Source organism: Leclercia sp. S52 (genome assembly GCF_039727615.1).
Lineage (GTDB): Bacteria > Pseudomonadota > Gammaproteobacteria > Enterobacterales > Enterobacteriaceae > Enterobacter > Enterobacter adecarboxylatus_B.
Map to the genome: position 1 here is coordinate 2,872,775 of NZ_CP152474.1, position 24,255 is coordinate 2,897,029.

The window sequence follows — 24,255 nt, forward strand, 5'->3', positions numbered from 1 at the left end:
TTATAAGTCAGCAAGGAAATGCCATGTCTCAGTTTCATCTCATCGCACCATCAGGTTACTGCATTAACCAGGAAGCGGCCCAACGGGGCGTTGCGCGTTTACTGGATGACGGGCATCGGGTGCAAAATCAGACAATTATACCCCGCCGCCAGCAGCGATTTGCCGGAACCGAGGCGCAGCGCCTGAGCGACATTAACGCCCTCGCCCACCTGCCGGGTGCCGACCAGATTGTACTGGCGGTGCGCGGCGGATACGGGGCCAGCCGCCTGCTGGAGCAGATCGACTGGCAGGGGCTGGCCGACCGCCAGCAGCGGGATCCGCTGCTGATCTGCGGTCACAGCGATTTCACCGTTATCCAGCTCGGCCTGCTGGCGTTGCATAACGTCATCACCTTTAGCGGCCCGATGCTGGCGGGCAACTTTGGCGCACCGGAGCTGAACGCCTTCACCCTGGAGCATTTCTGGCGCGCGCTGCAAAACCGAACCTATTCCGTGGAGTGGCAGGGCGAGGGCCCGACGTGTGAACGCAAAGGCCAGCTGTGGGGCGGTAATCTGGCGATGGTGGTGTCGCTGATTGGCACCCGCTGGCTGCCCGCTATTGAGAACGGCATTCTGGTGCTGGAAGACATCAATGAGCACCCGTTCCGCGTGGAGCGCATGCTGCTACAGATGCACCACGCGGGGATCCTCGACCGTCAGCAGGCGATTGTGCTCGGCAGTTTTAGCGGCTCGGCGGCCAATGATTACGATGCCGGATACGATCTGGCGACCATGATCGACTACCTGCGCTCAAGGGTGTCGGTGCCCATTATCAGCGGGCTCGATTTTGGTCATGAACAGAAGACCGTCACCCTGCCGCTCGGCGCGCAGGCTTCGCTTGTTCACGCCGCAGGTAAGACCTCTTTAACCCTGAGCGGTCATCCGGTGCTTCAGGCATAAAAAAAGCCCCGAAAGCACCGGATTTCCACGCTGCAAGGGGCGTTAATATGGTAGGGTTTTAGTAACAGTCACCGCGTCACGCAGGGAGTACGCACACATTGGATGCCGCAGCAATAATCAGTCTTTTTATCCTGGGTTCAGTTCTTGTAACCTGTAGTATTTTATTGAGTTCATTTTCTTCTCGTCTCGGCATCCCCATTCTGGTTATTTTTCTCGCCATCGGCATGCTGGCGGGGGTTGATGGCGTCGGGGGGGATCCCCTTCGATAACTACCCCTTTGCCTACATGATCAGTAACCTCGCCCTGGCGGTGATCCTGCTGGATGGTGGGATGCGCACCCAGGCCAGCTCGTTTCGCGTGGCGCTGGGCCCGGCCCTGTCCCTGGCGACGGTCGGGGTGCTCATCACCTCCGGCCTGACCGGGATGATGGCGGCGTGGCTGTTCCATCTGGATATCATGGAAGGGCTGCTGATTGGCGCTATTGTCGGCTCCACCGACGCCGCGGCGGTCTTCTCGCTGCTGGGCGGGAAAGGGCTGAACGAACGTGTCGGCTCGACGCTGGAGATTGAGTCCGGCAGCAACGACCCGATGGCGGTATTTCTGACCATTACCCTGATTGAGATGATCCAGCAGCATGAGACCAGCCTGAGCTGGATGTTCGCCTGGCACATCATTCAGCAGTTTGGCCTCGGGATCATCATTGGCCTCGCCGGTGGCTATCTGCTGCAACAGATGATCAACCGTATCTCGTTGCCGGCCGGGCTCTACCCGCTGTTGGCCCTGAGCGGCGGGATCCTGATTTTCGCCCTGACCACCGCGATGGACGGCAGCGGCATTCTGGCGGTCTACCTGTGCGGCTTCCTGCTGGGGAATCGCCCGATCCGCAACCGCTTTGGCATCCTGCAAAACTTCGACGGCCTCGCCTGGCTGGCGCAGATCGGCATGTTCCTGGTGCTGGGGCTGCTGGTGACGCCGTCGGATCTGCTGCCAATTGCCGTTCCGGCCCTGCTGCTGTCGATATGGATGATCTTCTTTGCCCGTCCGCTGTCGGTGTTTGCCGGCCTGCTGCCGTTCAGGGGATTTAACCTGCGCGAGCGGGTGTTTATCAGCTGGGTGGGATTACGCGGTGCGGTGCCGATCATTCTCGCGGTGTTCCCGATGATGGCCGGGCTGGATAACGCCCGCCTGTTCTTTAACGTGGCCTTCTTCGTGGTGCTGGTGTCGCTGCTGTTCCAGGGCACATCTCTGTCGTGGGCGGCGAAAAAGGCGAAGGTGGTGATCCCGCCGGTGGGCTGGCCGGTTTCCCGCGTGGGGCTGGATCTTCATCCGGAAAACCCCTGGGAGCAGTTTGTTTACCAGCTCAGCGCCGACAAGTGGTGCGTGGGCGCCTCGCTGCGCGATCTGCATATGCCTGAAGAGACCCGCATTGCCGCCCTGTTCCGCGATAACGCCCTGCTGCACCCGACCGGGAGCACCCGGTTGCGCGAGGGAGATATTCTCTGCGTGATTGGCCGCGAGCGTGACCTCCCTGCCCTCGGTAAGCTGTTCAGCCAGTCGCCGCCGGTGGCGCTGGATCAGCGCTTCTTTGGTGATTTTATCCTCGAAGCCAGCGCTAAGTTTGCCGACGTGGCCTTGATCTACGGCCTGGATGAAGGGCTGGAGTATCGCGATAACCAGCAGACTCTGGGCGAGATTGTCCAGAAGCTGCTCGGTGCCGCACCGGTGGTCGGTGACCAGGTGGAGTTTGCCGGCATGATCTGGACGGTGGCGGAGAAAGAAGATAACGCGGTGCGCAAAGTGGGCGTGCGCGTGGCGGAGGATAGCGAGGAGTAATGTCCCCGGTTTTGTAGGCCGGGTAAGCGTAAGCGCCACCCGGCGTTTGGCTCCGGAGTTCATGCCGGGTGGCGGCTACGCCTTACCCGGCCTACAACTTATATTGTCACTACCGGCACGCGCGGGGCCAACGCGGTTAACAGTTCGTACCCGATGGTGCCCGCCGCGGCCGCGACGTCGTCCACTTTCACCTCATTCCCCCATAGCTCGACCGGCGTACCGATCCCGGCCTGCGGGCATGGCGTAAGGTCAATCGCCAGCATATCCATCGATACCGTGCCGACCGTACCGGTGCGTACGCCGTCCACCCACACCGGAGTGCCGTTTGGTGCGATACGCGGATAACCGTCGGCGTAGCCCCCGGCGACAATCCCGATCCGCTGCTCGCCCGAGGCGCGATAGCGGCTGCCGTAGCCCACGGTATCCCCCGCTTTCAGAGTCTGAACGCCAATGATTTCACTGCGCAGGGTCATTACCGGCTTCAGGCCGCTGTTGGCGATATCCTGCCACTGCCCGGACGGTGACGCGCCGTAAAGCACGATCCCCGGTCGTACCCAGTCGAAGTGCGCCTCCGGGTGCCAGAGGGTGGCCGCCGAGTTAGAGAGCGAGCGCGGGCAGTCCAGCCCCTCCGCCGCCTGCTCGATACGCATCATCGGCTCCACGATGCCGTCCGTTTTTTCCGCATCGGCAAAATGGGCCATCAGCGTCATCCCGCCGACGTTCTTCGCTGCCCGCAGCTGCTGCCAGACGCTGTGCACCCGCTCCGGCTGGAAACCGAGGCGGTTCATGCCGCTGTTCACTTTCAGGTAGATATCGAGCGGAGCGTGCAGCTTCGCATTCTGCAACGCCTTGACCTGCCAGTTGCTGTGCACGCTGGTGGTCAGGCGGTACTTATCAAACAGCGGCAGTTCATCGCTATTGAAGAAGCCTTCGAGCATCAGGATCGGCCCTTTCCAGCCGCGCTCGCGCAGCAGGATCGCCTCTTCCAGATTGAGCATCGCAAAGCCATCGGCCGCGCTTAATGCGCTCCAGATGCGATCCAGACCGTGGCCATAAGCATTGGCTTTGACCACCGCCCAGACGCGTGAAGCTGGCGCAGCGCGCCGGACAATTTGCAGGTTATCTTTCAGGGCCTGCAGATCCAGCTGAGCCACAACAGGACGGGACATGACGACTCCTTGTTAGTTATGCGCGCCGTGTAAATGCTGTGGACGTGACGGAGTGAACCCCGGACGGTAGCGCGCGACGCTTAAATCATCAAACGGAATAGCGGGTGTGCGCCCGGAGATCAAATCACTGAGTAACTGCCCGGAACCGCAGGCCATCGTCCAGCCCAGCGTGCCGTGACCGGTGTTAAGCCACAGGTTCTTAAACGGCGTGCGGCCCACGACCGGCGTGCCGTCCGGAGTCATCGGGCGCAGCCCGGTCCAGAAGGTCGCCTGTTCGATAAAGCCGCCCCGCGGGAACAGGTCGCCTACGACCATCTCCAGCGTTTCCCGACGCGGCTGCAGCAGCTCGGTGTTAAAGCCGACGATTTCCGCCATGCCTCCCACGCGGATCCGGTTGTCGAACCGGGTGATCGCGATTTTGTATGTTTCATCAAGGATAGTTGAAACCGGGGCACCGCTGTCCTCTTTCACCGGTATGGTCAGGGAGTAACCCTTGAGCGGGTAGACCGGAATATCGACGATGCCTTTCAGCATGGCGGTGGAGTATGAGCCAAAGGCCATCACGTAGGCGTCGGCTTTCACCACCTCGTCGCCGCACAGCACGCCGTAGATCTTCTCTCCTTCGTACAGGAGCTTATCGACTGAGGTGTTGTAGCGGAATTTAACCCCCGCCTGCTCCGCCATCTGCGCCAGGTTCTGGGTAAAGAGCTGGCAGTCGCCGGTTTCGTCATTCGGCAGACGCAGACCGCCGGTCAGCTTGTGTGCCACTTCTGCCAGCGCCGGTTCAACCTGCGCCAGCTGGCTGGCTTCCAGCAGCTGATACGGGACCCCCGCATCCTCAAGAACGGCGATATCGCGGGTGGCGTTTTCGTACTGCTGGGCGGTGCGGAACAGCTGCAGCGTGCCCCCCTGGCGGCCCTCATACTGAATACCGGTGGAGGCGCGCAGCGCTTTCAGGCAGTCGCGGCTGTACTCCGCCAGGCGCACCATCCGCCCTTTGTTTTCCATATAGTGCGAGGTGTCGCAGTTGCGCAGCATCTGCCACATCCACTTGAGCTGGAACTGCGTGCCGTCGAGGCTGATCGCCAGCGGCGCATGGCGCTGGAACATCCATTTAATCGCCTTCAGCGGCACGCCCGGTGCCGCCCAGGGCGCCGCGTAGCCCGGAGAGATTTGCCCGGCATTGGCAGCGCTGGTCTCCAGCGCCGGACCCGGCTCACGATCGATGACGGTCACGTCGTGCCCGGCCTGACTCAGGTACCAGGCGCTGGTTACGCCAACGACGCCACTTCCCAGTATGACAACACGCATAGCCACTCCCTTAATAAGCAAAAGAACAATCTTCTGATTACATATTGATAACCCAGCTGAAAATATTATTCAACATAGGCCTTTTTTATGGTGACATATCTCACACCTTCCCCTGCTGACGCGGGTAGCGCGGTTTTGGCATCTCCTGCTGCGCGGCATTTTTAACCAGCATTTTATTCTGCGAGACACCCCTTTTTCGTCACGCGAAAAACGGGAAATCGCAAAGAAAAAAATAGCGTGCCAGCACGCTTTTGAATGGCGTGTTCTATGCTTGAAAAGAGGTTCTCCAGACAGAGAGAGCTACCAACAACGAGGGCGCGCTAATGGCTACCATTGATTCCATGAATAAGGACACCACACGTCTGAGCGATGGACCCGACTGGACATTCGAGCTGCTGGACACCTATCTGGCGGAAATTGACCGGGTGGCGAAACTCTACCGTCTGGACGCCTATCCGCATCAAATCGAAGTGATTACCTCCGAGCAGATGATGGACGCTTACTCCAGCGTCGGGATGCCCATTAACTATACCCACTGGTCGTTTGGTAAAAAATTCATTGAAACCGAACGGCTGTACAAACACGGTCAGCAGGGGCTGGCGTATGAGATCGTCATCAACTCCAACCCCTGTATTGCCTACCTGATGGAAGAGAACACCATCACTATGCAGGCGCTGGTGATGGCGCACGCCTGCTACGGACACAACTCGTTTTTCAAAAATAACTACCTGTTCCGCAGCTGGACCGATGCCAGTTCGATTGTCGATTACCTGATTTTCGCCCGTAATTACATTACTCAGTGCGAAGAGCGCTACGGGGTCGAGGAGGTCGAGAAGCTGCTCGACTCCTGCCATGCGCTGATGAATTACGGCGTGGATCGCTACAAACGTCCGCAAAAAATCTCCCTGCAGGAGGAGAAAGCCCGGCAGAAAAGCCGCGAAGAGTATCTGCAAAGCCAGGTGAATACGCTGTGGCGTACCCTGCCGAAACGCGAAGAGGAGAAAACGGTAGTAGAAGCGCGCCGCTACCCTTCCGAGCCGCAGGAGAACCTGCTCTACTTTATGGAGAAGAACGCCCCGCTGCTGGAGCCGTGGCAGCGTGAGATCCTGCGCATCGTGCGTAAGGTGAGCCAGTACTTCTATCCGCAAAAACAGACTCAGGTGATGAACGAAGGCTGGGCCACCTTCTGGCACTACACCATCCTTAATCACCTGTATGACGAAGGCAAAGTGACCGAGCGCTTTATGCTGGAGTTCCTGCACAGCCACACCAACGTGGTGTTCCAGCCGCCTTACAACAGCCCGTGGTACAGCGGCATTAACCCGTACGCGCTGGGCTTTGCCATGTTCCAGGACATCAAGCGGATCTGCCAGAACCCGACGGAAGAGGATAAATACTGGTTCCCGGATATTGCCGGCTCCGACTGGCTGGAGACGCTGCATTTCGCGATGCGCGACTTCAAGGATGAGAGCTTTATCAGCCAGTTCCTGTCGCCGAAGGTGATGCGTGACTTCCGCCTGTTTACGGTGCTGGATGACGATCACAACAACTACCTGGAAATTTCGGCGATCCACAATGAAGAGGGGTATCGTGAGATCCGCTCCCGCCTCTCGGCCCAGTACAACTTAAGCAATCTGGAGCCGAATATTCAGGTCTGGAATGTCGATCTGCGCGGGGATCGCTCCCTGACGCTGCGCTATATCCCGCATAACCGCGCCCCGCTGGATAAAGGGCGTAAGGAAGTGCTGAAGCATGTCCATCGCCTGTGGGGCTTTGACATTATGCTGGAGCAGCAAAACGAAGACGGCAGCGTGGAGCTGCTGGAGCGGTGCCCGGTTAAGGGTAATATGTTGTAATTCGGTGCGGCTTGTTTTGCCGGGTGGCGCTTCGCTTACCCGGCCTACGCGTGTTGCAGATGTTGTAGGCCGGGTAAGGCGCAGCCGCCACCCGGCGAAAAAAACCTCTCAAGTGAGAGGTTTTTTATTTTAGCGCCCCTGAATCACCAGGTCGCCCGGCAGGGATTTCTGCATCCGGTGCCAGATCTCGCCGCTGTCACGACCGTAGCGACGCACGGTTTCGTACACCTGGTCATGCATGCCTTCTGAGCAGAGTTCGCTCAGCTTATGGTAGAAACCGAGCGCCAGGCTACGGGCTTCCGGATTGGCGAAGTAGTGACGACCGATACGGGTATAGAGCCCTTTCATGCCGTTGAGGATCAGACCATAAATCGGGTTGCCGGAGGCAAAGGCCAGACCGCGGAAGACGTTGTAATCCAGCAGGGCAAAGGCGTCGGCGTGATCTTCCACGGCGGTGGCACGCGCCAGCACTTCCAGCGCCTTATCCGGGTGCTGGCGGAACGCCGTACGGATAAAGATGGTGGCGATGTTGGTACGCACGGAGAGCAGATTATCGATCAGCTGCGGGACGCTCTCGTGATCGAGGCGCGCCAGCGTTTCAAGAATATTCAGACCCGACGTTTCCCAGAAGTTATTCACTTTGGTCGGTTTGCCGTGTTGGATCGTCAGCCAGCCATCGCGGGCCAGTCGCTGCAACACTTCACGTAAGGTGGTACGTGTGACGCCAATCAGTTCAGAGAGTTCGCGTTCTGCGGGAAGGATCGAGCCAGGAGGGAAACGGTTATTCCAGATGCTCTCGATAATGTACTCTTCCGCGAAACCCGCCGGGCTTTGCGCCTTTATGACCATAGTGAGTTTTCCATTAACTGCTTTTTACAAAATTCACTCATCATACCAGAGGCAGACAGAGGCAGATAGCGCAGCGAGGCGAGAAAAAAGGGATCGCCGTTTTATTTTTATCATTTAAAATTTCGGCCCGCGCCCCTTGCCTGGCCCGGTTTGCGTATACTTAAGCCGTAATTATGTGATGGGCAAGGAAATCTGTTGTGGAAATGTCTTATAGCCGCGCCCTGTGGCGCAATTTTTTAGGCCAGTCCCCCGACTGGTATAAAGCAACCCTGGTTGTTTTTCTGGTTCTCAACCCGCTTATCTTTGTTGTCGACTCCTTCGCCGCAGGCTGGCTGCTGGTGGCGGAGTTCATCTTTACCCTGGCGATGGCGCTGAAATGTTACCCCCTGCTGCCGGGCGGCCTGCTGGCCTTCGAGGCGGTGGCGATCGGTATGACCAGCGCCGAACATGTGAAAGAGGAGCTGGCAAATAATCTGGAAGTACTCCTGCTGCTGATGTTTATGGTGGCCGGGATCTACTTTATGAAGCAGCTGCTACTGTTTATCTTTACCCGCCTGCTGCTGAGCATCCCCTCGAAAACGCTGCTGTCGCTGGCCTTCTGCGTAGCGGCTGCGTTTCTGTCGGCCTTCCTCGATGCCCTGACCGTGGTGGCGGTGGTGATCAGCGTCGCCGTCGGCTTCTACGGGATCTATCACCGGGTAGCCTCCGCAAAGCCGGAAGATAGCCTGCACGATGACAACCATGTCGACACCCAACAGCGCGAGGTGCTGGAGCAGTTCCGCGCCTTCCTGCGCAGCCTGATGATGCACGCGGGCGTAGGCACCGCGCTGGGCGGGGTGATGACCATGGTCGGGGAGCCGCAGAACCTGATCATCGCCAAAGCCGTGGGCTGGAACTTTACCGAATTTTTCCTGCGCGTGGCCCCGGTCAGCGTGCCGGTGCTGGTGTGCGGTCTGCTCACCTGCTGGCTGGTGGAGAAGTTTAAATGGTTTGGCTACGGCACCCTGCTCCCGAGCCAGGTTCGCGAGGTATTACAGCGTTATGACGATGAGAGCCGCAGCCAGCGTACCCGTCAGCAGAAGCTGGCGCTGATTTTTCAGAGCATCATTGGCGTCTGGCTGATTTTCGCCCTCGCGTTTCATCTGGCCGAGGTAGGGTTGATCGGCCTGTCGGTCATTATCCTGGCGACCGCCTTTACCGGCGTAACCGACGAGCACGCCATCGGCAAAGCCTTTACCGAAGCGCTGCCCTTTGCTGCCCTGCTGGCGGTGTTTTTCGCGGTGGTGGCGGTGATTGTCGATCAGCAGCTATTTGCGCCAATTATCCGCTACGTGCTACAGGCGGAGCCGGATGCTCAGCTGTCGCTGTTTTATCTGTTTAACGGCCTGCTGTCGGCCATCTCAGACAACGTGTTTGTCGGCTCGGTCTATATTAATGAGGCCAAAACCGCGCTGCAGAGCGGCGCGATAGACCAGCAGCAGTTTGAGCTGCTGGCGGTGGCAATCAACACCGGGACCAACCTGCCCTCCGTCGCCACGCCAAACGGCCAGGCGGCGTTCCTGTTCCTGCTCACCTCGGCGCTGGCACCACTAATAAGGCTCTCTTATGGCCGGATGGTGTGGATGGCGTTGCCCTATACGGTGGTATTAACCTGCGTCGGTTTGTTGTGCGTCAAAATTACCCTCATTCCTTTTACCCAATGGATGTTGCAGACGGGTATACTGACGGCGCATTAAGTGAGTCAGCCGGGTCGTTTACTGCCCGGTTGCACTTTCGAATGATAAATATCCGATTACGTTATATTTTGCGCGCTGAGGCTGGCGCGCGAATTGTTTTCGTTTACACTGCGCTTTCTATACCTGTTCCAGGGAAATGATTATGTTGAAATTTTTGAACCAATGCTCGCGTGGACGCGGAGCGTGGTTGCTGTTGGCCCTGACCGCCTTCACGCTCGAAATGGTGGCATTGTGGTTCCAGCATGTGATGATGCTGAAGCCCTGTGTGCTATGTATCTACGAACGCTGCGCGCTGTTTGGCGTGATGGGTGCAGGCCTGGTCGGCGCCATCGCCCCGAAAAGCCCGCTGCGTTACGGCGCGATTGCCATCTGGCTCTACAGCGCTGGTAAAGGCCTCCAGCTGGCCTGGGAGCACACCATGATCCAGCTGCATCCGTCGCCGTTCCAGACCTGTGATTTTGCCGCCCGCTTCCCGAGCTGGCTGCCGCTGGACAAGTGGCTGCCGCAGGTGTTCGTGGCAAGCGGTGACTGCTCCGTGCGTCAGTGGGAGTTCCTGACCCTCGAGATGCCGCAGTGGCTGGTGGGCATTTTTGCTGCCTTCCTGGTCGTGGCGCTGCTGGTGCTGATTGCCCAGCCGTTTAAACCGAAGAAACGCGATTTGTTCGGCAGATAAAAAACGTCGGGTGGCGCTGCGCTTACCCGACCTACAGGCTCGTAGGCCCGCGCAAGCGAAGCGCCGCCGGGCAATAAAAAAACCCGCCTCGGCGGGTTTTTTTATTAGCTGCGATTGGGATGATTCATAATATGGTCTTCCCAGTCGCGCACCTCTGATTCCCGCACCGCAATGTGGCGCACTGAAATCCGCTCGCCGTGCATGGCTGCTTTCGAGCCGGCCAGCAGCGGGTGCCACTTCGGCAGATCTTTCCCTTCCGCCAGCAGGCGATACGCACAGGTCGGCGGCAGCCATTCGAAGGTCGGCAGGTTGTCGCGCGTCAGCTTGATGCAGTCCGGCTCTAACTCGAAGCGGCGCTCGTAGTTGCGGCACTGACAGGTTTTGATGTTCAGCTGATTGCAGGCAACGTTGGTGAAATAGATTTCGTCCGAGTCTTCATCCATCAGCTTATGCAGGCAGCACTGCCCGCAGCCATCGCACAGCGATTCCCACTCGGCGTCGGTCATGTTGTCGAGAGTCTTGCTTTGCCAGAAAGGGATTTCGCTCATAAGGATGTCCACACGTCAAAATAAAGCGCACCTTATAACCAGTCTGGCACCTCGATGCAAGTTTTGCCGCCCAAAAGGGGCGGCAAGCGGGGATTACAGCACGCGGGTTTTCAGCGACAGGCCATTAACGGCCAATTCCAGCTCGTCGCCGCCGGTGAGCGGGCCCACCCCTTCCGGGGTGCCGGTGAGAATCACATCGCCCGGCTTCAGGGTGAAGTAACGGCTCATGTAGGCAATCAGCGGCACAATCTTGTGGATCATGTCGGCAGTGGAGCCGTGCTGGCGCACCTCGCCGTTCACCTTCAGGCTCAGGGTGGTGTTCTGCGGATCGTCGTTGAATTCCGCCACCGGCACGAAACCGGAGATCGGGCAGGAATTATCAAAGCCTTTGGCTTTTTCCCACGGCTGGCCCGCTTTCTTCATTTTGCCCTGCACGTCGCGCAGGGTCAGATCCAGCGCCACACCATAACCAGCAATCGCCTTCTGCACATGATCTTCAGAGGCCTGACGCAGCGTGGCGCCAATCAGCACCGCCAGCTCCACTTCGTGGTGGACCGAGCCCAGCCCCTGGGGTAACGCCAGCGGCTGGCGGATATCACAAAGCGCCGTTTCCGGTTTAATGAACAGCACCGGCTCGTCCGGAACTGCACTTCCCATTTCCTGAATATGCTTAGCGTAATTACTTCCTACGCAGACGACTTTACTTACCGGATAATCCAGTAAGGCTCCTTGCCAGTTATGATGTTGATACATATACGTCCCCTGAACGGTTAATGTGACGCTGACAGATAATTCTTAAACTAATTTTTCCCCTGCGCCTCAAGATGCTGTTTGAGTAAATTCTCTTGCGGTGGCGGGAGTTGTAAATAATAGCCCTGTTCGGTTAAGGCGGTTTTGACTTTTTCCAGATCGGCGTTGCTCAGCTGCTTGCGGCCGTCGAGGGGCATCAGCATCACCAGCTGCGGCTTACCGAAGCTTTTCAACAGCGCCTCAGGCACGCGGGAAAAATCGTCCTTTTTTTCGACATACAGGTAGGTCTGGTCGCGCTGGGTACTTCTGTAGATCACACAAAACATATATTTACTCTCTTTAATGCGTAATTGCGACATACGCTACCACCAACCAAACCCGCGCCACAAGCCAGCCAGCTTAAAACGGGTTTGCAGATATTTGCCCTTCCCTGTGTTTTTGTGTCATTCCTACGACACAATTTCGTCACACCACCCTGTCGTCTTCGATCGCGCTGTTGATGAAGAACGTCACCCGCCCAAGCACTTCCACCTCTTCCGCCGCAGCCCCCCTCGATCGCTTCACCATCATCCGTGATTAACGCTCTTCCCATGACCCGCGCAAACTGAGTACGCCCGCCGGACAAAATCAGCAGAACCTGATTCTGTACCAGCCTGGTGCACGGTTCGATAACTGCGAACCCGGATGAGGTTTCCAGGATGCGACTGTCGATGCCAATACCGCAAATAGTTTCAGGGCAGAGCCTGCGCTCTACATAATCCGTCGCCGGTGAAGGGAACCCCATTACACGACCCTCCCCATGTTACGCATCATCCAGAGGCGGTTCTGGCTATCGCCCGGCGTTTTGTCGACGAAGAACTCCTGGTAGCGCTCTATCCAGTCATTCGCATCAGCCTGACTGAAATGCCAGTTTCTGGCACGCAACTCACGGATGAAGTCATCTGTACGTAAACACTGAAATCCTTTCGGGTTTTGCTGTGCTGCAGCCGCAAATGCGGCGTGAATTTCGTATCGGCGGGGCATGCTCTGCACTCCTTTTACTGTTTTTATATACAGTAGTTTCAAAGGCAGTGCAGATCAAGATGGCGCAACCTATCAATTTTTATCGTTTTGTTTACATCTGATTTTATTCAATAAAAACAAAAACGTAATCAAATTATTAACTCATTTTTATGCGAGTTATTGCCCTTGCCATCAGCTTCTATAGCAGGCGATTGAAGAGCCAGCTCATTTAGATCGGCAATTGTTTTTTGTACATAAAAAGAGCAGCTTTCATCGCTATCATGTAAGGAGCTTAAAAAGCTCTCTCGCTCTGATTCCGACATGGATAGTATTTTCCTTTTGCAATCCTGTGAAACTGAGTAGCTCGACTCTGGCGCCTGCACCAAAAAACGGGTGGTGAGTTCGCATATTACCAAGTTAGGCCTCTCATGCTTCAAAATGTCATAATCTATACAGGCACCAGACAAAACATGGACCACTCTGGAAAACGCATTGGCAAAATATGGAATCATGTTATGAGAGAATGAATCACCGAATACGACAATCTTTTGCTTAATGGCAGCGCTGGGGTTCTGATAGACTTGAATATAGCCTCTGTTATTAATTTTATTGTCAAATATTTTGAATGCTCTAGCCGAATGGAAATCGGCCTTCATGATCTCTTGATACATTGATTCCGAAACTTTTACACCCAAATCACCTTTTGATTTGATGTAGCTAAACTTAAATGGGAATGGTTCTTTTAATGAGATACCAATGCTATCAAGAATATGGTTAACCGCAATGCCAGCTCCAAAATCTGTCCAGTGCGTATCCTGCCTGGAATAAGTACTATCCCCTGCATGACTCAGTAATTCTTTCGGATCGAGAATTCCTTCATTGTGGAGATTGATAAGAAACTGCTCCACCGGCGTAATATCCGCTTTTTTGTGCGGATAGTAATGAGGAAGAACAAGTTCTTTTGAAGGCGCTAGTGTGAAAATTCGTTTTGACTGGCTGCTGTCAATGTAACTATTGAGCGTTGAGAAGTACTCTTTCCATGATGAGAGGATTTCGTCAGATATCAACTCCTGCCCGATATGCTGTGCCACACTTTTATTATGATCATTATCTAAGAAGAGGTAGCCAGATTTTCCATGTTGAACTTTTGCAGGTGTCTTTATGTCAACCCTCGCCCCCCCAGACAACTTCACCATTGACAATAAAGCCGATGTCGAAGCTGCCGGAAAATACGATGGGGATGAGGAATCCACACAGTGCGACGGCGTCTATATTTAGGTTGTTTAATACGTCATTTCTTACTCTATTGCATTTGAAAGCCTCTTCGCCATGTTGATTTTTGATCACAATGTCCACAGGTTTTTTATCATGCAGAGCCCACCCGGAGAGTTTGACCATTGAAGAGGCAAATAGTGTTATTTCTTCACTTTTTGGAGCGTCAATAGCAAAAATAAGGTTGGCAACACCATGCTGCAATTTGGTGACACTAATTCGCTTGGTAATGAAATGTGACATATTTATTCCCTAGATAAACACTTATCGCCATGTCCTAGTAAGGCCAGCGTGGCTATTGCATAAGATCAAGTCAATGATGACCTTAGCATTGATCCGCTTTATATTACCCTGGACGGTAGATGAGAGGAAGTTACAAGGGTCCACCTTACCACCAGGCGATGGCGGCCTGAATCCTTCATCTGGCTGTGCAATATCCTCCTCCGCGTGCAGTTGCGGGTGGTTAATCTATATATGGTAAATCAACGGCGCTCCAGTTCGGAAACACGGGCGGACAGCTCTGTATTTTGTTTCATCAGTCGCTCATAGTTTCTACGCTGGAGTGCAGCCTCAAGTACCAGAGCCTCTTCATAACGGATGCCGTAACGTGAGCCTGCGGGCGTTTCCAGTACATTTTCATAGACTGGTGGTGCTGGCACAGTAATCTCTTCGGAAACATCTATAACGTCGAAATCCTGATATTCCTGCTCTTCTTCAGTAAGCACCGGCTCTATGACAAACATCTGTACGCCGGTTTCATCGAGGCGGGGAGAGCCATCCTCATTGAACACGTAGACTTTTTCGGTGACATACACCTCCACATCGACGGTGACAGCCTTTTTAATTTTGGTGCCATCCTCCAGTACAACATCAATCAGAGTTTCACGCTGCTCAGTTCGCGTAACAGGAACCTGCACAACCCGCTTTTTCGTGACCTCCACCTTCTTCTTCACGGTGCGCGTAGATGGGATGCGCTCACCTTCGTTGGTGAGTACCTGCTTGTACTGATCTTCCCACTCGTCGTAACACAGGAAACCAAAGCGGTGGGCATCAAGACCGTGACGCTCGAAAGCTTCTTTTGCTCTCTGGGCTATCACACCAAAATGCCAGCGTGCGCCATCAGCTCCCTTCTCCTCAATTCTGTCAAGGTACTGGAACTGAACAAAATCAACTTCTGCCCAGGCGTCGAGAATGGCATCGGTGTAGGCATCCTGCATTGTGCTGTCATCTGACAAGGCTGCGGCATTAAGCGTTCCCTTTGCCAGCATTACCGGTATACCTTTGTGGTCCTCATCTGACGTTACTGTGAATGCCGTCTGAGTGAAACCGCCAGCCCACGGCCTGCCAGTAGTGCCACAGTTGCCAGTATTGGCCGTGCCCGGACTGATGTTACCGTTAAATAAAACAGTAGTAGAGACAAAACGGGAGAATCCTCCACTTTGTCCGAATACTAATTCGTCCTGATCGTTGACATATGCGATTGATGTAATGCCACCAGTGATGTTCTGACTATTAATATGGTGCCCACGCCCAACAAGTATGGCTCCATCAGTAAATGTGCTCACCTGGGTCGTGGTGAGCCCTACTCGCGCCCCTAGATTGCCACTCACTTCATCCCTAAGTTGAATATGTGCCCCATCCGGTGTCACACCATCCAGCCAGAGAGCATTTCTGAATCCAGCGGCGAGGCCTCCTGTTGCAATGGCTGCACTGGCGGCATTTTGGTTATGGATATAGGAGACAAAAAGCCCCATACACTGCCCGGTTGTCAGCGGGGTACCTATTTCATCAGTGTTATTCGATACGCTTATTTCAGCACCAATTGTGGTCGAGATATTATCCGACGTGTCAGATGCCCTGATGTTTTTCACGACGACCGGGTTATACCCCCAAATTTCTTTGGTTGCTGGACTCTGATCGTGGTGGCTATGCAACCCGACAAATGCTTTTGACCCTATAACAGGAAGTTTTCTGTTTCCTCCTAAAAATACTGCGCACTGTCCTGGTATCTGCGTAGCATCCATCCGAAGCAGCTGCCCCATATCAGGGTGCGTGGCGAATGAATCAGCCGGCGAGATTGGATTTGCATCATTGTCGCGGAAAACATAACGGCCGAAGATTGTTTTTGATGGTATGCCGACACCTAAGGTAGTGTCACCTCCCAGCATTTTACGAGGGGTAACCGTTGAGCCTGGTGGTAATTCCATTACAGATTTCGAACGCGTAACGGGGCTCGTGAGCAAGAAATTCCCTTCTACACGCACATCCCCACCGTATGCATCGGCAGCAACGAACGCGGCGTCAGAGCTTGCAACGCCAGTTGGGTCCGCCCCGCCAGAAAAACCACTCCAGGTTACTGGCTTTGCTACGCCACCAACAAGGCCGGCGCCCCCCCGGCGCAGCTAATTCCTGACGCAGCTCCCCATCCCCTACATTAAAGAAATGCACGGAATCGTTCACCCATGATGCTGCGTCATTCCCGGTGGTCGTATACGGGATATCTGTTGTGGCAGTCAGTTTCCAGAACGCATCCTGATACCGAATCAGCTGGTTGTAGTCAGTGATGGTCAACGGGCCTGCGGTATATTCACCGATAACCTTATAGCCAGAACTCTGAATAAATGTGTTAAAGCGCTGCTGCTGATTCAGTAGCTGTGCCGCAGATTCCTGCTCCCATCCCCAGTATGTTTTCCTGTTGCGTCCAAAACGGTCCTTCCAGATAGTTTGGGTAATATCATTCAGTGCGTAGTCAAAGTTCTGGGAGTTATCGAATAAAACATACGGACTCGTTGATCCCAGCGGTTCTTTCGTGAAATAGGTAGTCATGCTCGCTCCAGGCATAAAAAAACCCGCCGAAGCGGGTCAGAAAATATTGAAGTGCTGTTAAGCGACATCGCCGGGGTAGGTGGCGTCGTCATAGGCATACTTGCCCGGGTGGTACTGAATGGCAGTCACCTGGCTGATCCCGTCATTGCCCGGCGTAATTTCCCCTACCAGTGCGTCATACGGGACACGGACAGACGAACAGAACAGCAGGCGCGGCGGCTCGATGTACGCGTCGTTCATCGCCCACAGTTCCGGCTCCAGCGCGGCGCTGTACGGCACCGAGATAGTGAAGTCGTCAATGCGCGTCGGCACTAACATTGCCGAGGCCCTGCCATCCTGATGGCGGATAATCACGCGCGGGTTCTGGAACGACCAGTCCGGCGCCTCACTGAGTGTCATGGTGATTTTGCTGCTGTCGTAAGTCATATCGGTAATCAGGCAGCTCAACTGCTGACCGCCAGGGATATCGTCGGCCATTACAATGCGATCCATGAACTCGTAGCAGAGCGCATCCATCTCGGTTGAGGTCGTGTGCTGCAGGCGCTGCAGCTGGTAGCCCAGCAACCGGCGCATGCCGATGCGATAAGCACGGTCCTCATCAAGAACGCCGTCCAGCGTGTAGTCCTCAATTTTCACCGGCGTAGGATTGCCAGGAATGCGACACTGCACGGTTTCCTCTGCCCAGGTGGTGCCGTTGATATACGTCACGTCCACGCCGTCGTAATCGTCCTGAGATGGGGCCTTAAATGCGGTCTGCAGTTCCTCGGTGGTTTCCTGCGGGGTAATCATGCCGACCCAGGGTTTAATCCCTTCCCTGCCGGCAGAGGCCAGGCCATCCGACAGCAGGAAGTACCCCATCCCGGCGTTGGTGATTTTTTGAAGTACCTCGAGCGCTGACTTACTCTCACCGCTGGACCAGTCGAACTTTTCGCCGCGGGGCGTCCAGTAGGTTTGCTCCAGCGCGTTAATCGCCGCCGTATCAATCTGGCTTGCCGTGAACCCCAGCGACTCCAGCACGTGGTACAGCGCGCCGCTGATGCTACGCGCCGCTCTGCCGCCGCTGTAAAGCCGGGTTGGCGTGACGCTTACCGGATAGGTCGTTCCCTGCCAGCTGATGCTAAACGTCACCGGCGCGGTGCTGAAATCGTAGGTAGTCGGCGCGGCGCTGGCAGTTATGGTTGCGGCACTGCCACCTACCCCCGGCACCGCCGGAACGCCCGGGGCATAACTGGCGATCACCAGGTCATAATCGTTGCCGTTATAGTTCAGCGTCACCGGCATTCCGACATAAGGTGCAAGTTCGTCTATGCCGCCATAAATGACGCTGTAACCGCCGGAGGACACAACGGTATAGGAGTTTGGTGCCAGCACGGTGATCACCGTTCCGACTGTCCAGGATGGCGGGATTTCCTCATCCCCGCCAGATGCCGATACGTCAACCATCGTGATGGTGTTGCCGGACACGACCAGCGCATCCGCGATGATACTCACTGTTTCCGGGCCGCTTGAACCCAGATCCAGACCGGCGGTACCGGAACCGGTATTCCCCACCTCTGGTGAGTTGAACCAGTTCTCGGTGCGGGTATCGCCGGATACCGTGGCACCCGGCGGATAGAGGGTATAGCGCACGTCGGTACCAAACGCGGAGATCGGCGTATTGCCAATTTTGATATCGGACTGGTTAATCACCATGTCGCCGACACCCACGCACAGGAACATGCTGGTTTCCATGCTGGTCTCGTTGACGAAACGGCTTACCGGCTGCACGACGTAATCAGGCCAGACCCGGTATCTCCCGAATATTTCCCGGATGGGGTCACCCAGTTTCGCCGCGTTCGCTTTGGCCGGGTTCAGGTCAATCTGATCGCCGCTCGCAGCCTGGGCACCACTGCCGCCCGGCTGAGACATCGTGCTCATCATGTAGATGCTGTACGCCGCCGAGGCGACGGCCACGCTGACAGCCACCCACAGAGCGATCTCCACGCCGGTACCATAGGGAACCGGGTAAATCCTCACGTCGGTTTCACGTTTGATGACACACAGCGGCCACTCTGCTGGCGGAACGGGTACGCCGTCGATTTCAACCGCGACCGGGTGCGGCTGATCCGGCGCCCAGCCCTGCACATTCTGCGAAAACCAGGCGCTGAGCGTCATGGTTTCGTTTTCGTGCTTTTCCAGCGGCTCTCCCTGCAGGCGGGAGGGGTAGATTCGTATCGTCACTGATAATACTCCACGCGGACAAAGCGGCGCGCAAACCGCGCCAGCGGCAGGAAGGTCACGTTAGTACGAGGATTGCATTCAGCGGCGCATAACTGGCCGTCAATCTCCACCACGATGGCAACGTGCGTCACGACTGAGCCGGAGTAACAGGCGATGCCCGAGCCCGGTGCAGGATCACAACGCTGCAGGTCAGACATCAACCCCCGAGCCTCCCGATCGAGGCCGTTATCATCCTTTGTGACCCCGGCAAAATCAGGCCATGGTGCCAGGCCAAGGTCTCGCCTGATTTCATTGACGATGCCAAAGCAGTCAAGCGCGGGGTAAACGCGACCGCCCTTCTGCCACTCGACAGAACGGTATTTATCAGGATTGAACATGATGTTTTCCTACTGGAGGTAACGGAGGCCCGGGAAGTTCGGCAGCGTGTAGCGGTAGCGTGGCCACGCAGTTTTCAGGATATTGAGGAACCCGGCAGTAATTTGCACCTCGGTCGCCTTCCAGTACCCGTCCTTAATCTGCAGAACGATTGGTGGTGACGCCGGATAACTCAGGTCAGTTGATACGTACTGCCGCATTATCAGCGTGCCGTTGTCCAGGTTAGCAAGGGCGTTTCGTATCGCGGTGGAAACGATGCCGTCTATGTTACTGATGGCGAATTGCAGATCCTGCGTACCGTCACTATTTCTGGCGGGAAGTGCGACGACCATAGCTGCCGCCTGGAATGTCACTGTCGCCCCCGCCTCAGTAACCGCAGTAATATCCTCGAAGTTCTCAACCAGCCAGTAATTCTGGCCGCCGACGGTAATCTGTAGCGTATTAAAGAGGATTTCACTGCCGCCGCTGGCGTATAGCCTGTTCAGGATTGGACTGGTCATGCTTCCGGCCACTCCTTGTTAAGCGCGTAATCGATAATGCTCTGCCCGACGATAAACTCAGGGAAGTTACCCCAGCCAGGCGGCAGGATTGGACGCTCCCAAAGCTCCAGCGTTGCTGTGAATTTCCAGAATCCTAACCCGTACAGCACCGGCCCGTCGTAGATATCCTTAAACCGGCAAACGTAGTCTCCAACCCCCATCGGCGTACGCATGCGCATGTTGAACCACGCCGCCCCGTCAGTGATCACATCCCTGAACCACGATTCAAACAACTGCGCCTGGGCATCATTAAACACCCACGACACACCCGCCTCGGTCGGAACTGACGTGTATTTGCGACGCTGCCGGGTGCGGCCTGATGTCATAGTGGAGCGCTGGAGTGGGCTGACCGGGGTGAATCCATGCCCGGAACGCTGGGGCATCGGCAGATACTGGTGCGGGAAATCAATGGTACTGCTGATCCCCATGGTAACTCCTTATGTGAGGCGTTGACTGGTGTTGAAGTTATTGGTCAGCGCGTTGGAAAGCTTACCTTTGCCGCTAGCGACATCGCTGATGGCCATGGCATAGCCCTGCTGCGCACCGCGCTTAACCGCCGCCTCAAGCATGGCAAGCGTCTGCTCCGTCGGATCACCGTTAACCTGAATGACCGGGCTGTAATTGAACGCCCCGCCACCGACGCCAATATCTCGGTTACTGATGACGCGACCGTTATCGCCGGGGATCATGTACTGGCTGCCATTATTGGCTTTGAAAATCTCAGGCTTGCCGCCTTCACCCACACGGTACATGGAACTGGCCGATACCGGGCCGCCGTGTTCGCGGGCACCGGCTACAGCTAACCCCTTAGCAGACAGAATGGAGGCCGCATAGGCCGATTGACCAACAGCAGCGGCGCTGCCGTAGGTGGCGATTGACGCACTCATAGCAGCAGGAGCCCATGCTGACGCGGCAGCAGTTGCCTGCGCCATCGTTGACGCCAGAGATGCCGCCGCCGCGGCCTGACCCATCACCTGGTTTTTAACCCACTGCATCCCCATTTCTACAAGGCTACTGATCACACTGTTGATGATGGTCGAGCCGACGTTAGCCATCGCCTCCTGTAGGCTCTGGGTTCCATTAATCAGCCCGGTGAGTGCATTGGTCGCGCCGCTCTGCAATCCTTCCAGAGATGTAGCGAGAAGCTCATTGCCCGCGCTCTGATTACGGTAAATTTCCCACTGAGCGGCGATACGTTCCTGCTCATACTCAGTATCAGCCGCTGCTCGAAGCATCAGCGCATTCTGATGAGTGATCAGCCCTTGCTGCTCGAATGCCTGAATAAGGGCGAGCTTGCGGGCGTTCTCATTCGCCATCTGCTGTACAGGGTCAATGCTGCCGATAGCGTCCTGCTGTGGCGTTACTGCCTGCTGAGCACGTATTTTTGCTAGGTTATTCTGGTGAGTAGCCTCCAGCCGCTCAGCGGTATCGTTATACTGCTCCTGGCTGATTTTCTTAGCGGCCAGAGCTGTATTCAGATCCTCAACATCCTGCTTATAGCTGGCGCTTTCGCGCGCTTCCGGCAGTAGTTTCTCAGCGGCGGTCTGGGCTTTGAGCGCGTTAGCAGTATCCCACTTGGCCGCCGCATACTGGCCTGCCAGTGCGATCTGCTCTTTGGTCGCACCTTTGCCAAGGGACAGTTGAGCATTCAGGATGGCCTGTTCCCGGCTCAGCTTATTAGTTGAGTCGGCAGCAAGTTCTGACTGCTGTTTCAGGTTAGCCAGCTTCTGAGCAATAGTTTCAGCCTGCGAAGCACCCTTCTTATGCTCTGATTGAAGTGTCTTCTGTGCCTGAGTGTTGCGGTAGGTCGCTGCTGCGTCTTGCTCCATCTGCATGGCATGCGGATCGTCTTTGGAAAAACCTGCATCCTCAGCTGCGTATTGCGCCTGAAGCCGTGCGCGTGCTTCGCCTTGCAGCTTAGACAGCGCAAGATTTCGTTCAGATTGCTTGACGAGGTTCTTTTGCCCAGCGGTAAGGTTATCGGTTTCTTCCTTGAGTGCCGAGACGTTGCCTTTGGCAATTACCGCCTCTCGAGAAAGGTTTACCAGGGTTCCGATGAATGCCGTCAGCGCGGTCTGGCCCTTTTCGGTTGAGCTCTGAGTGTTCTGCAGCTCGGTGGCTAGTCGCTGCAATGCTTCTGGTGAAGGGTTTTTAGCGATATCAGATAGCTGCTTACTCAGCTCAAAGGCTCGCTGCTCAGTAATGCCAAACTTGTCGGCCACGGCGCCGACGGTGTTGCCGATGCTGTTAGTAGTGGCCTGGAAAGCCTGGCCAGCTGCATATGCCTGCTTCATCGCATCGGAATAGTTATCCGTTGTGATCTCAAGGGAGGCCAGACGCTCATTAAATCCATCAACAGAAGCATAGCCACCGGTGAATGCAGACAGAGCTTTGTCGCCGAAGGATAAGAGTGAACTGGACGCATCGCTAATGGCCTTCGGTATCTTGTTGATGGCTTCGTTGTATTCAAGAAGCGCCTGATTGCGCATCAGAGTGGCTAGCAGCAATGATGGAATCGTTCTGGAGGTTCCACATGTTGCGGTTGGCCCACAGCTCATTCCAGTGGCCGCCGAGGCGGGAGTTTGCCGCCAGAGTGTCTTTAGAGAAATACATGTGCGTTGTTCCTTTTGTTAAGCGCTAGCGGCGGCGACGGTGCCAACGCGCATACGCACGCGAATATAATCGGTGGTGCTGGCAGCGATGGTGTGTTCATCCTGGCTGTAGCCGATCACAGAATCAGTGTCGGATGTTGCCAGGGTAAACTGACCAGCGGTGCCCAGCTTAATCGGGCTGTCTTTCTTGTACGCACCAGGCAGGCAGCGCAGGGCCAGCTCACGACCTTCTTCGACATAATTTCCGACGGCGGAGTCACCGGATGGGATTGCTTCGGTAATGGTCAGGCCCTGGTGGTAACCGACATCGATGATGTACAGGCGCCCGGTCAGCGCCGTTGCCTGAGCAAACTTACCGGATGAGTTGATGGTTGCCGCGGTGCCAGGAAGCAGTGCAGCGGCGGTAATTTTTGTTTCGGTCTTGTACAGAGACTGACCGTCGATATTAACGCGACGATAACGTGCCATTAGTCCGGCTCCTTATTTGAAGTGTTCTTCTGCGGCAGGTGCGCCGGTTTCTTTCGACTGCTGTGCGTTGTTGGTGCCCAGCGGTGCTGCTTCGCCCAGCGACTTAAACATCACGTCCAGCGCATCTCCTGACAGCGCGTTAGCAACGACATCACCGTGCTTCGCGGCTACCGCTTCACGCTTTGCCTTCTCTTCGGCGCGTGAGTTGGCAGTCAGGGTCTCAGCGAGCTTGTCCTGGTTAGCCTGCAGGCCGGTGATCGCATCCTTAATCGGATTCAGTGCATCGGCGAAGTTAGCGGCCAGGCCTTTGCCGATTTCGCTGATCAGCTCTTGTTTCTCTTCAGTGGTTAAAGGCATGTCGCCCTCCGTTTTGTGGTTTGGTGCAGGCTGTTCCTGCGGTGTGAAAAGAGATTTGAATTTGTTGGCGACAACGGTCACCCATGACTCCTGCCGCGCCACTGCCGTGCCGGTATCGTCGAAGGTGATCGCACCTCCTTCCGACTTGTAACCAAACACCTCTGCATTTCCGCCGTTACGGATGATCACAGCCTGAGAGTCAGTGAAGTCAGCCACCCAGGCGTATTCATCTGGCCCGGACGCAAACTTAGTTTTGGCTGCCCGGTCGAGGCGCTGCTCACGCTCTCTGTAGGATTCACCCACCAATGCGCCTGAATTGGCCATCAGCGGCTGAGCGAGGTCAGCGTTGACCATCAGGCCTACTCCCTGCTCCGGAGTCGCTGCGCCCACCTCATGCAGCAGAATGGCGTCATGGTCCATACTGTGGATCTTCGCCACCCATCCGGCGCCGGTAGCTCGTTGCTGTTCGTTAGGCTCAAGCTGGTCGAGGAATGCCGCGACACTGGTATGAATCGGTGGAACGTCATCACCACGCTCGATAGCTGCCACACGCTCAAGTAGCTCGCGACCGCCTTCCGACTCTTCCGCCCGCGCAACATCCACCCACTTCTCGACGTAGATACGATTGCCGGACTTCTTAACGTTTCGGTTCCACGCACCTACATAGCCAACGTTCAAGCCCTCAGGTGAGAACGCAGAAACGAATTCACCGTTAACCTGCGGATGACCAAGTGGCGCCAGAGTGCCTTCCAGCCCCTGATAGTGGGCGTCGATCTCCTCCGCCGTGTACAGACCGCCGTTCATGACTACGTTGGCCGGCAGCGTGTAGCTCGGAAGCACCAGATGCTCACGGCCATTATGCGTTTCACGCCTGATAGACTGGCTGTTCACCTTCGTGGTGATGTTTACCTGCATAGGCAT

At 55.8% G+C, this 24,255-nt stretch carries 22 protein-coding genes and 3 pseudogenes; 5 read left to right on the plus strand and 20 right to left on the minus strand.

The genetic code is table 11. The annotated features are described in order from the left end of the window. Positions 1-23: 23 nt before the first annotated feature. A complete protein-coding gene (ldcA, locus tag AAHB66_RS13770) occupies positions 24-938 on the plus strand; it encodes a muramoyltetrapeptide carboxypeptidase (protein ID WP_347113316.1) in 915 nt (304 codons plus the stop codon). Positions 939-1,036: 98 nt separating this feature from the next. Next, positions 1,037-2,771 (plus strand): annotated as a pseudogene (locus AAHB66_RS13775) (potassium/proton antiporter). Positions 2,772-2,869: 98 nt separating this feature from the next. Here the strand turns inward: AAHB66_RS13775 and dadX are convergent. Continuing rightward, positions 2,870-3,940, minus strand: coding sequence for a catabolic alanine racemase DadX (gene dadX, locus AAHB66_RS13780; RefSeq protein ID WP_347113317.1), 1,071 nt, complete (start codon positions 3,938-3,940; stop codon positions 2,870-2,872). Positions 3,941-3,952: 12 nt separating this feature from the next. After that, positions 3,953-5,251 (minus strand): D-amino acid dehydrogenase, encoded by a 1,299-nt coding sequence (locus AAHB66_RS13785; protein ID WP_347113318.1) that lies wholly within the window; start codon positions 5,249-5,251, stop codon positions 3,953-3,955. A 323-nt stretch (positions 5,252-5,574) separates the two neighbouring features. On the opposite strand from AAHB66_RS13785, the gene AAHB66_RS13790 reads away from it, so the two are divergent. After that, the gene (locus AAHB66_RS13790) at positions 5,575-7,107 is read left to right on the plus strand and encodes a SpoVR family protein (protein ID WP_333849181.1); all 1,533 of its coding nucleotides are present in this window, start codon (positions 5,575-5,577) and stop codon (positions 7,105-7,107) included. Positions 7,108-7,236: 129 nt separating this feature from the next. On the opposite strand, the gene fadR is transcribed toward AAHB66_RS13790, so the two are convergent. Then, a complete protein-coding gene (gene fadR, locus AAHB66_RS13795) occupies positions 7,237-7,956 on the minus strand; it encodes a fatty acid metabolism transcriptional regulator FadR (RefSeq protein WP_347113319.1) in 720 nt (239 codons plus the stop codon). A gap of 197 nt (positions 7,957-8,153) precedes the next feature. Between fadR and nhaB the strand changes: the two genes are divergently transcribed. After that, complete coding sequence (gene nhaB / locus AAHB66_RS13800) at positions 8,154-9,692, plus strand: sodium/proton antiporter NhaB (RefSeq protein WP_347113320.1); 1,539 nt, start codon at positions 8,154-8,156, stop codon at positions 9,690-9,692. Between the two features lie 142 nt (positions 9,693-9,834). Further along, positions 9,835-10,365, plus strand: coding sequence for a disulfide bond formation protein DsbB (dsbB, locus tag AAHB66_RS13805; RefSeq protein WP_347113321.1), 531 nt, complete (start codon positions 9,835-9,837; stop codon positions 10,363-10,365). A 104-nt stretch (positions 10,366-10,469) separates the two neighbouring features. Here dsbB and AAHB66_RS13810 read toward each other — a convergent pair whose 3' ends face one another. The 17 genes and pseudogenes from AAHB66_RS13810 to AAHB66_RS13890 all read right to left on the minus strand — a co-directional run bounded on the left by AAHB66_RS13810 (position 10,470) and on the right by AAHB66_RS13890 (position 24,255). Beyond that, a complete protein-coding gene (locus AAHB66_RS13810; RefSeq protein ID WP_285111280.1) occupies positions 10,470-10,913 on the minus strand; it encodes a YcgN family cysteine cluster protein in 444 nt (147 codons plus the stop codon). Between the two features lie 93 nt (positions 10,914-11,006). Further along, positions 11,007-11,666, minus strand: a complete 660-nt coding sequence (locus tag AAHB66_RS13815; protein WP_347113322.1) for a fumarylacetoacetate hydrolase family protein — start codon at positions 11,664-11,666, stop codon at positions 11,007-11,009. Positions 11,667-11,713: 47 nt separating this feature from the next. Continuing rightward, complete coding sequence (locus AAHB66_RS13820; RefSeq protein WP_347116489.1) at positions 11,714-11,989, minus strand: YcgL domain-containing protein; 276 nt, start codon at positions 11,987-11,989, stop codon at positions 11,714-11,716. A 139-nt stretch (positions 11,990-12,128) separates the two neighbouring features. Continuing rightward, positions 12,129-12,447, minus strand: a pseudogene (locus tag AAHB66_RS13825) (hypothetical protein). Continuing rightward, positions 12,447-12,686 (minus strand): hypothetical protein, encoded by a 240-nt coding sequence (locus tag AAHB66_RS13830; RefSeq protein WP_347113323.1) that lies wholly within the window; start codon positions 12,684-12,686, stop codon positions 12,447-12,449. The pseudogene AAHB66_RS13825 and the gene AAHB66_RS13830 overlap by 1 nt, the downstream one beginning before the upstream one ends. Before the next feature lie 128 nt (positions 12,687-12,814). Continuing rightward, positions 12,815-13,861, minus strand: coding sequence for a hypothetical protein (locus AAHB66_RS13835; RefSeq protein WP_347113324.1), 1,047 nt, complete (start codon positions 13,859-13,861; stop codon positions 12,815-12,817). Then, positions 13,830-14,180, minus strand: a complete 351-nt coding sequence (locus AAHB66_RS13840; protein ID WP_347113325.1) for a hypothetical protein — start codon at positions 14,178-14,180, stop codon at positions 13,830-13,832. The genes AAHB66_RS13835 and AAHB66_RS13840 overlap by 32 nt, the downstream gene beginning before the upstream one ends. Before the next feature lie 239 nt (positions 14,181-14,419). Next, the gene (locus tag AAHB66_RS13845; RefSeq protein ID WP_347113326.1) at positions 14,420-16,144 is read right to left on the minus strand and encodes a tail fiber domain-containing protein; all 1,725 of its coding nucleotides are present in this window, start codon (positions 16,142-16,144) and stop codon (positions 14,420-14,422) included. A 94-nt stretch (positions 16,145-16,238) separates the two neighbouring features. After that, positions 16,239-16,763 (minus strand): hypothetical protein, encoded by a 525-nt coding sequence (locus tag AAHB66_RS13850; RefSeq protein ID WP_347113327.1) that lies wholly within the window; start codon positions 16,761-16,763, stop codon positions 16,239-16,241. Between the two features lie 57 nt (positions 16,764-16,820). Beyond that, a complete protein-coding gene (locus tag AAHB66_RS13855; protein ID WP_347113328.1) occupies positions 16,821-18,983 on the minus strand; it encodes a host specificity factor TipJ family phage tail protein in 2,163 nt (720 codons plus the stop codon). Beyond that, positions 18,980-19,360, minus strand: coding sequence for a nitrite transporter (locus AAHB66_RS13860; RefSeq protein WP_347113329.1), 381 nt, complete (start codon positions 19,358-19,360; stop codon positions 18,980-18,982). The genes AAHB66_RS13855 and AAHB66_RS13860 overlap by 4 nt, the downstream gene beginning before the upstream one ends. 9 nt (positions 19,361-19,369) lie before the next feature. Then, positions 19,370-19,858 (minus strand): DUF1833 family protein, encoded by a 489-nt coding sequence (locus AAHB66_RS13865; RefSeq protein ID WP_347113330.1) that lies wholly within the window; start codon positions 19,856-19,858, stop codon positions 19,370-19,372. Then, positions 19,855-20,325: a hypothetical protein gene (locus AAHB66_RS13870; protein WP_347113331.1), complete on the minus strand. Its 471-nt coding sequence runs from the start codon at positions 20,323-20,325 to the stop codon at positions 19,855-19,857. Before AAHB66_RS13870 ends, AAHB66_RS13865 begins: the two co-directional genes overlap by 4 nt. 9 nt (positions 20,326-20,334) lie before the next feature. Next, a pseudogene (locus AAHB66_RS13875) lies at positions 20,335-22,398 on the minus strand (tail protein (tape measure)); the annotation flags it as partial. After that, positions 22,364-22,510, minus strand: coding sequence for a hypothetical protein (locus AAHB66_RS13880; protein WP_347116563.1), 147 nt, complete (start codon positions 22,508-22,510; stop codon positions 22,364-22,366). The pseudogene AAHB66_RS13875 and the gene AAHB66_RS13880, both read right to left, overlap by 35 nt. 17 nt (positions 22,511-22,527) lie before the next feature. Continuing rightward, entirely contained in the window at positions 22,528-22,977 is a 450-nt protein-coding gene (locus AAHB66_RS13885; protein WP_347113332.1) for a hypothetical protein, read from the minus strand. 12 nt (positions 22,978-22,989) lie between these two features. Next, positions 22,990-24,255: a hypothetical protein gene (locus AAHB66_RS13890; RefSeq protein ID WP_347113333.1), complete on the minus strand. Its 1,266-nt coding sequence runs from the start codon at positions 24,253-24,255 to the stop codon at positions 22,990-22,992.

Excerpts from the sequence above, each read along its gene's own strand:
- ldcA (WP_347113316.1), top strand. The coding sequence starts at position 24 with ATGTCTCAGTTTCATCTCATCGCACCATCAGGTTACTGCATTAACCAG.
- dadX (WP_347113317.1), bottom strand. The coding sequence starts at position 3,940 with ATGTCCCGTCCTGTTGTGGCTCAGCTGGATCTGCAGGCCCTGAAAGAT.
- AAHB66_RS13785 (WP_347113318.1), bottom strand. The coding sequence starts at position 5,251 with ATGCGTGTTGTCATACTGGGAAGTGGCGTCGTTGGCGTAACCAGCGCC.
- AAHB66_RS13790 (WP_333849181.1), top strand. The coding sequence starts at position 5,575 with ATGGCTACCATTGATTCCATGAATAAGGACACCACACGTCTGAGCGAT.
- fadR (WP_347113319.1), bottom strand. The coding sequence starts at position 7,956 with ATGGTCATAAAGGCGCAAAGCCCGGCGGGTTTCGCGGAAGAGTACATT.
- dsbB (WP_347113321.1), top strand. The coding sequence starts at position 9,835 with ATGTTGAAATTTTTGAACCAATGCTCGCGTGGACGCGGAGCGTGGTTG.
- AAHB66_RS13810 (WP_285111280.1), bottom strand. The coding sequence starts at position 10,913 with ATGAGCGAAATCCCTTTCTGGCAAAGCAAGACTCTCGACAACATGACC.
- AAHB66_RS13815 (WP_347113322.1), bottom strand. The coding sequence starts at position 11,666 with ATGTATCAACATCATAACTGGCAAGGAGCCTTACTGGATTATCCGGTA.
- AAHB66_RS13820 (WP_347116489.1), bottom strand. The coding sequence starts at position 11,989 with ATGTTTTGTGTGATCTACAGAAGTACCCAGCGCGACCAGACCTACCTG.
- AAHB66_RS13830 (WP_347113323.1), bottom strand. The coding sequence starts at position 12,686 with ATGCCCCGCCGATACGAAATTCACGCCGCATTTGCGGCTGCAGCACAG.
- AAHB66_RS13835 (WP_347113324.1), bottom strand. The coding sequence starts at position 13,861 with ATGGTGAAGTTGTCTGGGGGGGCGAGGGTTGACATAAAGACACCTGCA.
- AAHB66_RS13840 (WP_347113325.1), bottom strand. The coding sequence starts at position 14,180 with ATGTCACATTTCATTACCAAGCGAATTAGTGTCACCAAATTGCAGCAT.
- AAHB66_RS13845 (WP_347113326.1), bottom strand. The coding sequence starts at position 16,144 with ATGGAATTACCACCAGGCTCAACGGTTACCCCTCGTAAAATGCTGGGA.
- AAHB66_RS13850 (WP_347113327.1), bottom strand. The coding sequence starts at position 16,763 with ATGACTACCTATTTCACGAAAGAACCGCTGGGATCAACGAGTCCGTAT.
- AAHB66_RS13860 (WP_347113329.1), bottom strand. The coding sequence starts at position 19,360 with ATGTTCAATCCTGATAAATACCGTTCTGTCGAGTGGCAGAAGGGCGGT.
- AAHB66_RS13865 (WP_347113330.1), bottom strand. The coding sequence starts at position 19,858 with ATGACCAGTCCAATCCTGAACAGGCTATACGCCAGCGGCGGCAGTGAA.
- AAHB66_RS13870 (WP_347113331.1), bottom strand. The coding sequence starts at position 20,325 with ATGGGGATCAGCAGTACCATTGATTTCCCGCACCAGTATCTGCCGATG.
- AAHB66_RS13880 (WP_347116563.1), bottom strand. The coding sequence starts at position 22,510 with ATGTATTTCTCTAAAGACACTCTGGCGGCAAACTCCCGCCTCGGCGGC.
- AAHB66_RS13885 (WP_347113332.1), bottom strand. The coding sequence starts at position 22,977 with ATGGCACGTTATCGTCGCGTTAATATCGACGGTCAGTCTCTGTACAAG.
- AAHB66_RS13890 (WP_347113333.1), bottom strand. The coding sequence starts at position 24,255 with ATGCCTATGCAGGTAAACATCACCACGAAGGTGAACAGCCAGTCTATC.